The organism is Amycolatopsis sp. cg5 (assembly GCF_041346955.1).
GTDB lineage: Bacteria > Actinomycetota > Actinomycetes > Mycobacteriales > Pseudonocardiaceae > Amycolatopsis.
The window spans coordinates 7,298,432-7,311,054 of record NZ_CP166849.1 but is presented as its reverse complement, the minus strand read 5'-3'; the positions used below and the strand labels follow the sequence as shown (position 1 = coordinate 7,311,054).

The 12,623-nt window shown below is 68.2% G+C and carries 13 protein-coding genes, 2 tRNA genes and 1 pseudogene; 9 read left to right on the top strand and 7 right to left on the bottom strand.

Annotated features, from left to right (window positions below; translation table 11 throughout):
- Positions 1 to 45: 45 nt before the first annotated feature.
- Positions 46 to 711, bottom strand: coding sequence for a hypothetical protein (locus AB5J62_RS32845; RefSeq protein WP_370943879.1), 666 nt, complete (start codon positions 709 to 711; stop codon positions 46 to 48).
- 185 nt (positions 712 to 896) lie between these two features.
- Here AB5J62_RS32845 and AB5J62_RS32840 point away from each other — a divergent pair, with 185 nt between their 5' ends.
- The 5 genes and pseudogenes from AB5J62_RS32840 (at position 897) to AB5J62_RS32820 (ending at position 4,876) form a co-directional block, all read left to right on the top strand.
- The gene (locus AB5J62_RS32840; protein WP_370943878.1) at positions 897 to 2,147 is read left to right on the top strand and encodes a calcium-binding protein; all 1,251 of its coding nucleotides are present in this window, start codon (positions 897 to 899) and stop codon (positions 2,145 to 2,147) included.
- Between the two features lie 96 nt (positions 2,148 to 2,243).
- Positions 2,244 to 2,426: pseudogene (locus AB5J62_RS32835) on the top strand (hypothetical protein); the annotation flags it as partial.
- 58 nt (positions 2,427 to 2,484) lie between these two features.
- On the top strand, positions 2,485 to 2,877 hold the full coding sequence (locus AB5J62_RS32830) for a class II aldolase/adducin family protein (protein WP_370943877.1): 393 nt from the start codon (positions 2,485 to 2,487) through the stop codon (positions 2,875 to 2,877).
- Positions 2,874 to 4,001: an ABC transporter substrate-binding protein gene (locus AB5J62_RS32825; RefSeq protein ID WP_370943876.1), complete on the top strand. Its 1,128-nt coding sequence runs from the start codon at positions 2,874 to 2,876 to the stop codon at positions 3,999 to 4,001. Before AB5J62_RS32830 ends, AB5J62_RS32825 begins: the two co-directional genes overlap by 4 nt.
- Positions 3,998 to 4,876 (top strand): hypothetical protein, encoded by an 879-nt coding sequence (locus AB5J62_RS32820; RefSeq protein WP_370943875.1) that lies wholly within the window; start codon positions 3,998 to 4,000, stop codon positions 4,874 to 4,876. Before AB5J62_RS32825 ends, AB5J62_RS32820 begins: the two co-directional genes overlap by 4 nt.
- A gap of 1 nt (position 4,877) precedes the next feature.
- Here AB5J62_RS32820 and AB5J62_RS32815 read toward each other — a convergent pair whose 3' ends face one another.
- Complete coding sequence (locus AB5J62_RS32815) at positions 4,878 to 5,237, bottom strand: hypothetical protein (RefSeq protein ID WP_370943874.1); 360 nt, start codon at positions 5,235 to 5,237, stop codon at positions 4,878 to 4,880.
- Between the two features lie 212 nt (positions 5,238 to 5,449).
- Positions 5,450 to 5,525, bottom strand: a tRNA-Lys gene (locus AB5J62_RS32810).
- Between the two features lie 177 nt (positions 5,526 to 5,702).
- On the opposite strand from AB5J62_RS32810, the gene AB5J62_RS32805 reads away from it, so the two are divergent.
- Positions 5,703 to 6,872 (top strand): Ig-like domain-containing protein, encoded by a 1,170-nt coding sequence (locus AB5J62_RS32805; RefSeq protein ID WP_370943873.1) that lies wholly within the window; start codon positions 5,703 to 5,705, stop codon positions 6,870 to 6,872.
- A 99-nt stretch (positions 6,873 to 6,971) separates the two neighbouring features.
- On the opposite strand, the gene AB5J62_RS32800 is transcribed toward AB5J62_RS32805, so the two are convergent.
- Positions 6,972 to 7,044, bottom strand: a tRNA-His gene (locus AB5J62_RS32800).
- A 76-nt stretch (positions 7,045 to 7,120) separates the two neighbouring features.
- Positions 7,121 to 7,729, bottom strand: a complete 609-nt coding sequence (gene orn, locus AB5J62_RS32795; RefSeq protein WP_091289330.1) for an oligoribonuclease — start codon at positions 7,727 to 7,729, stop codon at positions 7,121 to 7,123.
- Between the two features lie 101 nt (positions 7,730 to 7,830).
- On the opposite strand from orn, the gene AB5J62_RS32790 reads away from it, so the two are divergent.
- Together AB5J62_RS32790 and AB5J62_RS32785 are read left to right on the top strand one after the other, a co-directional pair.
- Positions 7,831 to 9,357, top strand: a complete 1,527-nt coding sequence (locus tag AB5J62_RS32790; protein ID WP_370943872.1) for a helicase HerA-like domain-containing protein — start codon at positions 7,831 to 7,833, stop codon at positions 9,355 to 9,357.
- A gap of 66 nt (positions 9,358 to 9,423) precedes the next feature.
- Positions 9,424 to 9,801: a DUF3224 domain-containing protein gene (locus AB5J62_RS32785; RefSeq protein WP_370943871.1), complete on the top strand. Its 378-nt coding sequence runs from the start codon at positions 9,424 to 9,426 to the stop codon at positions 9,799 to 9,801.
- Here AB5J62_RS32785 and AB5J62_RS32780 read toward each other — a convergent pair.
- Both AB5J62_RS32780 and AB5J62_RS32775 read right to left on the bottom strand, forming a co-directional pair.
- On the bottom strand, positions 9,782 to 10,687 hold the full coding sequence (locus tag AB5J62_RS32780; RefSeq protein ID WP_370943870.1) for a S1C family serine protease: 906 nt from the start codon (positions 10,685 to 10,687) through the stop codon (positions 9,782 to 9,784). The two genes, AB5J62_RS32785 and AB5J62_RS32780, sit on opposite strands and share 20 nt — an antisense overlap.
- Before the next feature lie 78 nt (positions 10,688 to 10,765).
- Entirely contained in the window at positions 10,766 to 11,530 is a 765-nt protein-coding gene (locus AB5J62_RS32775) for a class I SAM-dependent methyltransferase (RefSeq protein WP_370943869.1), read from the bottom strand.
- Positions 11,531 to 11,652: 122 nt separating this feature from the next.
- Here AB5J62_RS32775 and AB5J62_RS32770 point away from each other — a divergent pair, with 122 nt between their 5' ends.
- On the top strand, positions 11,653 to 12,582 hold the full coding sequence (locus tag AB5J62_RS32770) for a DNA-3-methyladenine glycosylase (protein ID WP_370943868.1): 930 nt from the start codon (positions 11,653 to 11,655) through the stop codon (positions 12,580 to 12,582).
- Positions 12,583 to 12,623: the final 41 nt, after the last annotated feature.

Here is a 12,623-nt window from a genome sequence, read left to right as displayed (position 1 = left end):
AGTTCTGGATGACGGCCGCGCATGGACGTAAGGCACCCGGCTGAGCTAGTGGTGCCGTTCGTCGAGAAGGTCGACGACCTGGTCTGCTCCGGCGAGAAACCCGGCGGTGCCGCGCGTGCGGGCGGCAGTGTGGCCGGCGAGCACGCGGACGGCCCAGGCTTCGATGGCGAGCGCGGCGGCGAGGTCGTTCTCGTCGGTGTAGGTGTCCGGGTTGGTGTCGTCGATCAATCCGTTGCGCAGCACCATCTCCGCGGCGACCGGCCACGCTTCATCGGGGTCGGTGCCGCAGCTGAAGTGGCTGTGCGCCCCGGAAAAGCAGGATGCCGCATACCATTCGACCTCGCTGTCACCGGTCTCGCCGGTGGCGGCGATGACGAGCTCGTCGCCGTTGGCGCGCCGCCAATGGAGTCCGGCGACTTCCGGTTCCGCCATGACCACGTCGATGATCACCCGACCGAGCGCTTCGCCCGCCGCGGTGGTGGCCTCGCCTTCGAGGACGCCGTCGTCGAGCAGGACCGCGAAGGGCGCCGGTGAGTGTGCGTAGAGACCGAAGCGGCCTGATTCCCCGGTCCACGCCTCGGAAAACCATGTCGCGTCGCGGCCGCCGAAGGTGGTGAACGCGTAGGGATGCGCGTTCGCGCCGAGCGCGGAGATCATCTCGTCCCTGCCGGTGACCGAGCCACCCGCGCCGAACCACCATGGGTACTCCATGCCGGACAAATTAGGCCGCGATCCTCGCTTCCGCTTGGCCGGTCACCCGGACAGGTGCGCGTGTGGGGGCTACTCGTTCGTGTGCATTGAGTAGTCGACTGATTTCTTTTAGCTAAGGCTGGAGGGGGCGTGATCATCGGATAGGGACGGAGTCGACGTGACGGACAGAGGGGTCGCACTCGGGTGTGCTGGTCGGTGTCGTGCTGCTGGCGGCGGGTGCGGTGGTGGCCGCGCCCGCCTGGGCCGCGGCGTTGCCGGAGGGCTGCACGGGCGCGGTGACCTCGGGTAACGACACCATCGTGTGCACGAAGAACTTGGGCTCGGGCGCGGTCGTCGACGCGGGCGACGGTGATGACTCGATCACGGTCAAGGCCGATGTGCGTTCCGGTGCGCGGGTGCTGGGCGGCAAGGGGAAGGACAAGATCAACGTCTATGACGTCGGCGGGTTCCGCTGCCCCGGCGATGACAAGGGCGTGGGCGCCACCTCCTACGACGGCGGGCTCGTCGACGGAGGTGACGGCGATGACGCGATCACCGTCGGCGGTGGCACTCGGCCGGGTGCCTGTGACAAGGCGGTCCCGCGCGACCTGGTGCCCGTGGGCAACGTCGGCCACAACGCCGTCGTCCGGGGCGGGCCTGGCAACGACCTGGTCGCCGCGGGCAGCCTCGGTTACATCTGGGAGCCAGACTCGACCGACAAGTCCAAGACCGCCGCGGCGTGGGGCGGCAGGCTCGACGGCGACGCCGGGGACGACACGGTCACGGTCGTCTACGCCACCTACGGCGAGCACCCCGACACCGCCGATGGCGTGTTCGGCGGCATTGGCAACGACAAGGTCACCGTCGGCACCGCGACCGGCCTGGTCGACATCATGGGCGACAGCACCGCGGACGGCCCCGGCGGCGGCAACGACACCATCACTTTGACGACCGGCAGGGGAGGCCTGGTCTACGGCGGACCCGGCAACGACACGATCAAGGGCACCGGCGTGATGCGTCTGGGCACGCGCCTCTACGGCAACGCGGGCAACGACACGATCACGGCCGCTGACCTGTCCCAGGTCGCCAGCATCAACGGCGGCCCCGGCGATGATGTCCTGTCCGCTTCGAAGATGAACGCCTCCGACAGCGCCAGCGCGCTCATCATCGGCGGTTCCGGCAACGACAAGATCGAAGCGGGCTCACTGAACTCAGTGCTGTCGGAGGTGCGTGGCGACGGCGACGATCCCAAGGACATGACCGACGGCAATCTCGGCACCGGCAAGGACATCATCACCGTCACCACCAACAAAGGCGTGATCAACGCCGGAAACGACGACGACACCATCACCGTCGCCGACAACTCCGGCACCGTCGACGGCGGCAACGGCAAAGACACCTGCACTGTCAAGAAGAGCAGCGGCAAACCCACCATCACCCGCTGCGAGAACAAATGACGCACGAGTCCGATCGCGAGGATCTCGCGGCCGCGGTCCTGTGGGCGCACCGAATCGGGGCTGCACGAAGGGGTCTTGGGGCAGTTCCGCCTCGCGGTGCCCGGCTCGGACGGCGTCGTGCGCTATGACCGTTTCCTGTGGCACCCGCTGGATCTGCTGCCCGAGGAAGCCACTCCCGAGTCGCTGCTCCTCGTCGACGCCGACGGCACCGTGCTCGAACAAGAGGGCCGCATGTCGTGTCGATGTCCTTTGTGGACACCGGAAGCGTTCATCGCCCGGTCGTCGCGGGCGTGGTTTCACACCCACATGCCGTACGCGACCGCGTTGGCACAGCTGGATGATCCCGACGTTGCTGCCGATCGGCCAGGCGGCGCTGTTCCTGCACGGCAGGGTCGCCTACGAGCTGGAATTCCGGGGGATGGGCACGCATTCGCCGGAAGACGCGTCCGCCTGCGTCGACGCCGCGATCGCCGAGGCGCCGATCGTGATGATGGCCGGTCATGGGGTGGTCGTGACCGGCCCGTCCGTCGCGGAGGCGCTGTATGACCTTTACCTGCTGGAAACGGCGGCGCGAATGCAGCTGCTGTCGATGGGCAGCGGAGCCCCGTTGCGCACAATCGGAAAAGACACGATCGATCTCGCCGTCGAGGAGATCAACGTCTTGCGACCCCGTCAGGCCGAGCGTTATTTCGTGGCCGCGAAGCGCGCGTTGAACGGGATTCGTCGTTGAGCGGGTTTCTCCGTCGCCGCACCATTCTGCGGGGCATCGGTGCCACAGCCTTGTCGGTGACAGCGGGACGCGCCAAGGTCGCGGACGGCTTGAAGGTCGGTGTGTTGACCGACCTGAGCGGGCCCAGCAGGCTGCACGGCCAACGCCAATTCCAGGGAATCGAGGCCGCCGCCGAGCGCGCACGTGTCACCCTGGTCGTGCGGGACACCCGCGGGGGGGGGGGGGGGGGGGATCTCGCCGTAGCCGGGCACGGGGCCCGCGAACTCGTCGGCGAAGGTGTTGCCGCCATCGTCGGCACCTCCAGCGGCCGCACCGCCGCACCCGTGCTCGAGCTCGCGAGCCAAGCGGGCATCCCGCTGATCATGCCCTTCGCCGGCGTCGATCAGGCCGTTCCCCAACACTTCGCGTTCCGCAGCGGCCCAACAGCGGACCAGGTCATGCAGACGATGGCCGACGATCTGGCACGCACCGGGCACCGTACGGTGGCCATCATCACCAGCACGAGCTCCAACGAAGACGAGCGGCTGCGGGTACTCACGCTGCAACTCGGCCAGGCCGGCCCGGCAGTCGCCGCCGTCGTTCGCTACCAAGAGCCGCTGACCGACTTCATCACGCCCATCACCGCCGCGGTGTCGGCCAAGCCCGACGCGTTGATTTTCTGGGGCATGCCACCGAACAACGGCATCGCCGCCCACGAGGCCCGCGGCATCGGCTGGACCGGGAGCCTCTATTTCGGATCAGCCGCGGCCACGCCGCTGTTCCTCGACGGAGCCGGCCCGGCCGCGGAGGGCGTCCGGGTGATCGGACACTGGGCCATGAGCGCCCGCGAGGCTCCGCGGACGCTGTCCAACTACAACGAGATGATCGCCTTCGTCAGGCAATTCGAACAGACCCGTGGCCCCATCGGAGCTTTCGCCTGCTACGGCGCGGACGCGGTGACACTGATCCACCGCGCCGCCCGCGACGGCCACGACCCGGCCGCCATCCGCACCGCGCTGGAAAACACCGTCCACCAAGGCGTCACCGGGAGCTACCGGTTCAGCCCGGACCACCACTCCGGGCTGAGTGACGACAGCCTCGTCGTGCTGACCGTGACCAACGGCGCGTGGACGCTCGCCCCATGACCTGCTCTCCACTCATCCTGGCCCAGCCCCACCTGCTGCACCGGCCCGCAGCCGCCGACCCCGCACTAGCCGGCGTTCGAACTCTTGACGAGCTGTACAACGCGATCGCACCCATCTCCGCTCAGATGGCCATGCTCCCCGCCGCGGACCAGGGACGGACCCGTCGTGAGAGGCAGTTCTTTCAGCATGACCGCTATTACGGGATCCAGCGTGTCACCCAGCAAGGGGGCACCGCGTTGGCCGTGGGAGCGATCGTCACGGCCTGGCGGCTCGCCCCGGACGGGCCGCCACCGCTCGTCGCCGCACTCATCGAGATCGCCGGCATCGAGATCGGCAGCCGGTATCCGCACCCGCGTGCGGCGACCGAGCAGGATCCACTGCGAAGGTGGATCATCGGGCATCAGGTCTTCGCGGTCCTCATGCAGGGGCTCATCATGCGCACCGCCGCCTTGATCAATCCGCCCGCCCACCACGACCCAGCGGCGGACTTGGCCGGCTTGACCCGGCTGTTCCGGGCATCGGGCGCCGCGCTGCGCTACACCGGCCAGGTCCATCCGCGGTACTACCGTGACGACATCCGGCCGTCGATGCCCGCGCGGTTCTCGGGCCTTATGGCGGCAGACCACCACCATCTACTCCAGCGGCTCCGCGTCGCCCACCCGATTCTCCTGCGACACGCGGACAGCCATCCGGCCGCACTCGTCGAACTCCGGCAGGCATGGGCGTCCGCCTACGCCGATCACACCGAAGTCTGCGCCCGGCTGGTCGGATCGGGTACCCCCAGCCTGCTGGGAACCGAGCATGGCCAGCCCGCCGTCGAGAGTCTCGAGCACTACCGCCGGAGTCGCCTCAGTACGATCCCCGAACCGAACTGAGCTATGAGGAAACCCAGCGGGGCGGTGTAGGTCGCTGCGAACGTGGAGCGAGACGCTGGTGCCGGCCCCCGCATGGCTGCGAGCAGCACACGGTCACCCGGACGGATCCGGAGCGGGCCCGCAGCGGAGCCGGGATCTGCACACAGGTGCTGGGGGCAAGGGCGAACACGCCACGCGGGTCGCGGCGCAAGATCACCGCGCCGTCCTGTGCGGTGATCGTCAGCGGATCGCCCGGCTGCCAGCCCAACGACCGCAGGATCCTTTGGTCCGACACCCGGCCTGAACCGTCCACTGTGGCCATCGCGTAGCCGACCGGCGCACCGTCGCGGAATGTCGGGACCTCGGCGAGAGGCAGAGGCACGGAGGGATTGTCCGGGCCTGAATGGCCTCGCGGTCGGTCCTGGACACGGACGGCGGAGGGAACCAACGGGGATACGACGCGCTCGCTCATCGCCGCCACCGCCCATCAATAAGGCGGTGATCAAAGCGATGGACATGGCAAAAACCCACTACGAATACTTGATCCGTAATGGGTGTTAAGTGCCTGCATAACACGGGACACAGCGCGTGTTTTGGTGCGCCATCAGGGACTCGAACCCCGAACCCGCTGGTTAAGAGCCAGCTGCTCTGCCAATTGAGCTAATGGCGCGTCTTCTCCGCTTCGGTTTCCCTTGGCGACGTGGAAAAGATTAGCACCCCCTCCGGAGGGCCTCTGCAGGCACCCCCCTCATAACGGGATGGGCACTCCCCGCACGCGTGTTTGGGCCGGTCAGGCACACTGGGCGGCAACAAGGGCGTCGGTGTTGAGTACGAACGGACGGTTTCCATGAGGGTCTGGGGTGTGGCGGGGCTGCTGCTGGCCGTGGGGCTGGTGGCGGGGTGTACGAGCGCGCCGGGGGCGGAAACGCCCAAGGCGCCGTCGCCCGGGGGTGGTACTTCATCCGTTGAGGTGAAACCGGCCTCGCTCGCGCTGGTGCCCGCCGAGGGGGCCGCCGATGTCGAGCCGGGACTTCCGGTTTCCGTCGCGGTGAAGGACGGGAAGGTCGGCGAGGTCAAGCTGACCGGCGCCGACGGCAAGCAGGTGCAGGGGAAGGCCAAAGAGGACGGTAGCGGCTGGGAATCGGCTGAGCCGCTGGGTTACGGCAAGAGCTACACGGTGGACGCGACCGCGACCGGGACCGACGGGAAGCCGCAGACGGCGAAGTCGACGTTCACCACGGCGAAGGCCGCGCGGCAGATGACCGTCTCGATCAACGCGACCGACGGGGAGACTGTTGGCGTCGGGATGCCGCTGATCTTCACGTTCGGCGGGAAGGTGCCGGACAAGGCGCTCGCGGAGAAGGCGCTGAAGGTCACATCCGAGCCGGCGACCGAGGGCGCGTTCAAGTGGTTCGGGGACCAGACGGTGATCTGGCGTCCCAAGGGGTACTGGAAGACCGGCACCAAGGTCACGGTCGACGCGGCCGTCTATGGCAGGCATCTCGGGAATGGCACCTATGGCAAGGAAGACCGCACCTCGCACATCACCATCGGTGACAAGCTGATCGCCGAGGCGGACGGCTCGACCTTCCAGATGAAGGTGTCGGTCAACGACGCCGAGGTGAAGACCGTGCCGATCTCGATGGGCAAGCCTGGCCACAACACGCCGGTCGGCACCTACACGGTGATGAGTGAGCACAACGGCTACACCATGGACTCCGGCACCTATGGCGTGCCCGAGGACAGCCCTGGCGGCTACCGGACGTTCGTGCAGACCGCGGTGCGGCTGTCGAACAGCGGCATTTTCTATCACTCGGCGCCGTGGTCGGTGGGGCAGCAGGGCAAGCGGAACGTGAGCCACGGCTGCCTGAACCTCTCGCCCGCCAACGCGAAGTGGCTGATGGACCTTACGAAGCGCGGTGACATCGTCACGGTCGCGGGCAGCGGCGGTCCGACTCTGGAGTCGACCGACGGCTGGAGTGTCTGGCAGCTTTCTTGGGACAACTGGAAAGCCTGATGTGGTCGTGAGTGTTCCGGACGGTTAGAACTGTTCGGAACACTCACGACACCAACGCAAAAGCCCCGCCTCGGAAACCGAGGCGGGGCTTTGTGTGCGGGTGGATAACGGGGCTCGAACCCGCGACCTCCGGGACCACAACCAGGTGCTCTACCAGCTGAGCTATATCCACCATGCCGTGGCGATCCGTACTGCGATCACCGCGTCCCGCATATCGTATCGGACCTCCAAACGCCCTCGCGACTGGGTTACCCGCGATGCCGTTTGAGCACTTCAGCGGCCGCGACCTTGGCTTGTTCGCTGGTCGGGCCGGGCTGCGGGACGAAGGCGATCTCGCGGTAGTAGTCGAGCTCGCCGATGGACTCCTTGATGTCCGCGAGCGCGCGGTGCGCCAGGCCCTTCTCGGGCTTGGCGTAGTAGATGCGGGGGTACCAGCGGCGCACGAGTTCCTTGATCGACGAGACGTCGACCATCCGGTAGTGCAGGTGCGCGTCGAGTTCGGGCATGTCGCGGGTGATGAAGCCGCGGTCGGTGGCGATCGAGTTGCCGGCGAGCGGCGCGCTGTTGGGGTCGGGCACGTGCTCTTTGATGTACTCGAGCACGCGGCGCTCGGCCTCGGCCAGCGTCACGGCCGACGCGCGGACCTCTTCGGTGAGCCCGGACTTGGCGTGCATGTCGCGCACGATGTCGGGCATCCCGGCTAGCGCCTCGTCGTCGGCGTGGATCACGATGTCGACGCCTTCCCCGAGCACGTTCAGCTCGGCGTCGGTCACCAGTGCGGCTATTTCGATCAGCGCGTCCTTGGCGAGGTCGAGCCCCGTCATCTCGCAGTCGATCCAGACTAGGCGGTCAGTCACCCCGGAACCCTAACCCGACAGGGGGGTTCCAAGCCGCGCGACGTGCGTGTTCGGCGCGTTACGCTCAGCTCGGCAGCGAAGTCGTTCCCAAGGAGTGACCTGTGACCAGTCCGGCCGGTGTGATCGCGAGCGGTTATGTGAGTGAGGGGCCCGCCGTCGAGCTGGGCGCCGTGGTGATCGACGGGCAGGCCGAGGCCGGCGCCGCGGTCCGGTTGCCGATGGCCACCCTGAACAGGCACGGGCTGGTCGCGGGCGCGACCGGGACGGGCAAGACGAAGACGTTGCAACTGGTCTCCGAGCAGCTGTCGGCCGCGGGCGTGCCGGTGGTGCTGGCCGACGTGAAGGGTGATTTGTCCGGCCTCGCGGCGCAGGGCGAGGCCAACGACAAGCTGACCAAGCGCGCGGGTGAGCTGGGCGACGACTGGCAGCCCGCCGCGTTCCCCGTGCAGTTCCTCTCGATCGGCACCGGCGGCAAGGGCTCGCCCATCCGCGCGACCATCACCAGCTTCGGCCCGGTGCTGCTGTCCAAAGTGCTCGGTCTCAACGAGACGCAGGAGTCGACGCTCGGGCTGATCTTCCACTGGGCCGACCAGCGCGGACTCGCGCTGCTGGACACCAAGGACCTTCGCTCGGTCATCACGCACCTGACCAGCGACGAGGGCAAGGAAGACCTCAAGGGCATCGGCGGGGTGTCCGCCGCGACCGCCGGTGTGATCCTGCGCTCGCTGTCCAATTTGGAGGCACAGGGCGGCGAGGACTTCTTCGGCGAGCCCGAGTTGGACGTCCACGACCTCATGCGCCAGGTCGACGGCAAGGGCGTGGTCACCCTGCTGGAGCTGGACAACCTGCAGGCCAAGCCCGCGTTGTTCTCGACGTTCCTGATGTGGCTTCTGGCCGAGCTCTTCGAGGAGCTGCCGGAGGAGGGCGACCTCGACAAGCCGAAGCTCGTGTTCTTCTTCGACGAGGCGCACCTGCTGTTCAACGACGCGTCGAAGGCGTTCCTGGAGCGCATCGAGCAGACGGTGAAGCTCATCCGGTCGAAAGGCGTCGGCGTCTTCTTCTGCACCCAGCTGCCCACGGACATCCCGAACAACGTTCTCTCGCAGCTCGGCGCGCGGATCCAGCACGCGCTGCGCGCGTTCACACCGGAGGACCAGAAGGCGCTGACCAGGACCGTCAAGACGTATCCGACGACCGAGTACTACGAGCTGGACAAGGCGCTGACCTCGCTCGGCATCGGTGAGGCGATCGTCACGGTGCTGTCCGAGCGCGGCGCGCCGACACCGGTCGCGTGGACGCGGCTGCGGGCGCCGCGGTCGAAGATGGGGTCGATCGGCGACGAGGCGATCTCCGCCGCGACGACCGCCTCTGACCTGCACGGGAAGTACTCGGAGACGATCGACCGCGAGTCGGCGTACGAGAAGCTGGCGGCGAAGATCGCTCCGGACGCGCCCGCGCCCGAAGCTGTCCCGGAACCCGCGCCGCAAGCGCCGGCGCCGCAGAAGGAAGAGCCGGGGATGGTCGAGAAGGCCATGTCGAACCCGGCGGTGAAGTCGTTCCTGCGGTCGGCGGCGAGTGCGCTCGGCCGGGAGATCACGCGCGGCCTGTTCGGGAACCGGCGCCGGTAAACCTGACAGGAGATGGCAGGTATGGCGGGCAGGCTGTCCGCCATACCGACCTGAAGGGGACCAGCCATGCAGACCGCCACCGCCGCTTTCGACCTCGACAAGTGGGAGCCGCAGTCCGAAGAGAAGGCCGACAACACCGAGTTCGCGCGGGTGGCGATCGCGAAGACGTTCACTGGTGAGGTCGAGGGCACGAGCACCGTGGAGATGCTCACCGCCGTCACCGAGACGGGGCGGGCTTACGTCGCCTTCGAGCGTTTTTCAGTCGCGGTCGAGGGCCGCAAGGGTTCGTTCGTGCTGCATCACAGCGCCGGTGAAGCGGGCTACACGCTGACGATCCTGCCCGGGTCGGGTACCGGTGATCTGACCGGAATCACCGGTACCGCGGCCATCGAGCAGGATTCAGCGGGCGCTCACACCTTCCGGCTCACTTATTCGCTGCCGTGATCTGGTCGACGATCTTCATCGCGTCGTTGATCGGGATCGAGAAGCCGATGCCGATGCTGCCGGCCGAGCCGCTCGGGTTGTAGAGCGCGGAGTTGATGCCGATGACGTTGCCGCCGGCGTCGACGAGCGCGCCGCCCGAGTTGCCCTGGTTGATCGAGGCGTCGGTCTGGATCGCGGTGTAGCTCGGGCTGTCCGAGTCACCGTTGGCGGTCTGGTCGTACGGCGACTGCTGCTGCTTCTTCCCGATGTCCGAGAGCTGGCGGTTCAGCGCGCTGATGATGCCGGAGGTCACGGTGTTCTGGAGGCCGCCGGGCGAGCCGATCGCGACGACCTGCTGGCCGACCGCGAGCTTGCCGGAGTCGCCGATCGAGGCGGCGGTGAGCCCGCTCGCGCCGCGTGCCTGCACCACCGCGATGTCGGCCTTGGTGTCCGAGCCGACCACGTCGGCCTGGTACTTCTTGCCGTCGGAGGTGACGATCTGGACGCTGGTCGCGCCGTTGACCACGTGCGCGTTGGTCAGGATCTTGCCGTCCGGGCTGAGGATCACCCCCGAGCCGATGCCCTGGCCGCCCTGCGCGGTCTTGACGTTGACCTGGACGACGCTCGGCGTCACCTTCGCGGCGATCTTGCTGACGTCGCTGGTGGAGTTGGAGATCTGCTGCCCGGTGGTCCCGGTGGACGAGCTGGTGGACGGCGTCGCCGGGCTGTCGAGCCCGACGATGAGCGCGCCGCCGGTGCCGCCGAGCAGCGCGGCGCCGAGCGCCGTCGCGCCGACCAGCAGCGCGAGCCTGTTGCTCTTCTTCTTCGGCGGGGGCGGCGGCGCCTGCGCGAAGAGCGGGTTGCCGTAGTACGGCTGGTACGTGGGGTGGGGCTGGAATTCGGTCATGTGCCCAGGATCGAGCCACAGGGTGTGAACAACCTGTGGATTATCCTTGGCTTTTCCTGATAAGAACCAGCTGAGAGATCAGCGCGTCCCGGCGACGATCTGCGTGACGCCCGCGAAGCGCTCGCTCACGCTCCTGAAGCCGAGATCCCGTAGCTTGCCCGCGATTTCCCCGCGGTCGAACATCTTCTGCCCGCTCGCCGCGCCCAGCGCGGTGTCGGCCAGCCGGGCGGGCTGCCAGGTGCGGCGCGCGCTGGTCAGCAGCGCGACGCGGCCGCCGGGCTTCAGCACCCGCGCGAACGACGCGAGCGCGGCGTCCGGATCGGCGAACATGTGCAGCGCGGCGAAACAGCACACCGCGTCCACTGTGGCCGGTCGCAGCGGCAGCTCGACCGCGTCCGCGCGCAGATAGGCGATCGGCTCGGCCGGTCCGGTGTTGTCGAGCGCGCGGTCGAGCATCGTGCGGGAGCCGTCGAGCCCGATCACCAGCCCGTCGGCGCCGACCGCCTTGCCGAACGCGCGTGTGAACCGGCCGGTGCCGCAGGCGACGTCGAGCGCGGTGAGGCCGGGGCGCAGGCCGAGCAGGTTGGTCGCGATGGCGACCTCGCCCGCCATCGTCGGGCCGCGCAGTCCTTTCGCGACTCGGCCGAGCGTGGGGCGCCAATACTGCTCGTAGATGCTCGGCACGATCGACGTGCGCATCAGCCGCTGGGCGAGCCCGGTCGGCGGACCGGCCTGCTCCTCGTCGCCGAGCAGGTCAAGGAAGCCGTGCGTCGGCCTGGCCTCGTCACCCGCCTTGAGCAGTGCGAGCGTGCGGGCTTGGGCGTTCGAGTGGGTCGTCGGCACGGCCGCTCCTCTGCTTTCAGATACCGGCAGTATGCCGCATCTGGCCGGTGCTGACATCCCCAGAAACTGTCGTACCCCCGGCCTACCGTCGTAGGGGTCGTCAACCTCAGGAGGAGATGGTCATGATCAGCACGGTGTCTTCGCAGGTCGCGGAGGTCTCGTTCACCGGCCCGTTCGATCTGGACGCGTCCACGCGGTTCCTGGAAGGGTTCGCGCCGGCGGCCAGGCCGGACGCCGCCGCCGAGCCAGGGACACTCCGCATGGCGTTCCCGGTGGAGAGAACCTGGTCGCACGCGGGCGTGGTGGTGCGGCAGCGGGCGCCGAATCGGGTCGAGGTCGAGGTGTTCGCCGAGCCCGAGGTGGTGCCGCTCGCGGTCACGCAGGTCCGGCGGATGCTTTCGCTGGACGTGGACGGTGCGGGGTTCGCGCGCGTCGGCGAGGCGGACAAGGTCGTCGCCGGGCTGCAGGAACGCAATCCGGGGCTGCGGCCGGTGCTGTTCCACTCGCCGTACGAGGCGGCGTGCTGGGCGGTGATCGGGCACGGCATCCGGATCGTGCAGGCCGCGGGCATCAAGCGGCGGGTCGCCGAGCGCTACGGCCGTGAGGTCGATGTCGGCGGGGTTCCGCTGCTTTCTTTTCCCACGCCGGAAGAACTGCTCGAGATGGACCGGCATCCGAGCCTGCCGCCCGCCAAGGTCGAGCGGCTGCACGCGATGGCCAGGGCCGCGCGGGACGGTCTGCTCGACGCGGAGACGTTGCGTGCCAAGGATTCCGCGGAGGCGCTGACCAGGTTGCTCAAACTCCCCGGCATCGGCCCGTTCTCGTCGCAGCTGATCCTGATCAGGGGCGCCGGGCATCCGGATGTCTTCCCACGTGACGAACGGCGGCTGCAGGACGAGATGACGCGGGTGTACGGGCAGGGCGCGGCCGTGTCCGCGGCCAAGTTGGAGCGCATCGCCGACGCCTGGCGGCCCTATCGGAGCTGGGTCGCGCTGTTGTTCCGCACCGAACGCGAGAGCCGCACCGGCGAGATCGGAGGTCGCCGATCCTGATCACCCACGGCGATGATCACCCACCTAACGGGTAGCCGACC

What these genes read in the sequence shown, in the direction of transcription:
- AB5J62_RS32845 (WP_370943879.1), bottom strand. Translation starts at nt 711, where the DNA reads ATGGAGTACCCATGGTGGTTCGGCGCGGGTGGCTCGGTCACCGGCAGG.
- AB5J62_RS32830 (WP_370943877.1), top strand. Translation starts at nt 2,485, where the DNA reads ATGATCCCGACGTTGCTGCCGATCGGCCAGGCGGCGCTGTTCCTGCAC.
- AB5J62_RS32820 (WP_370943875.1), top strand. Translation starts at nt 3,998, where the DNA reads ATGACCTGCTCTCCACTCATCCTGGCCCAGCCCCACCTGCTGCACCGG.
- AB5J62_RS32805 (WP_370943873.1), top strand. Translation starts at nt 5,703, where the DNA reads ATGAGGGTCTGGGGTGTGGCGGGGCTGCTGCTGGCCGTGGGGCTGGTG.
- AB5J62_RS32785 (WP_370943871.1), top strand. Translation starts at nt 9,424, where the DNA reads ATGCAGACCGCCACCGCCGCTTTCGACCTCGACAAGTGGGAGCCGCAG.
- AB5J62_RS32780 (WP_370943870.1), bottom strand. Translation starts at nt 10,687, where the DNA reads ATGACCGAATTCCAGCCCCACCCCACGTACCAGCCGTACTACGGCAAC.
- AB5J62_RS32770 (WP_370943868.1), top strand. Translation starts at nt 11,653, where the DNA reads ATGATCAGCACGGTGTCTTCGCAGGTCGCGGAGGTCTCGTTCACCGGC.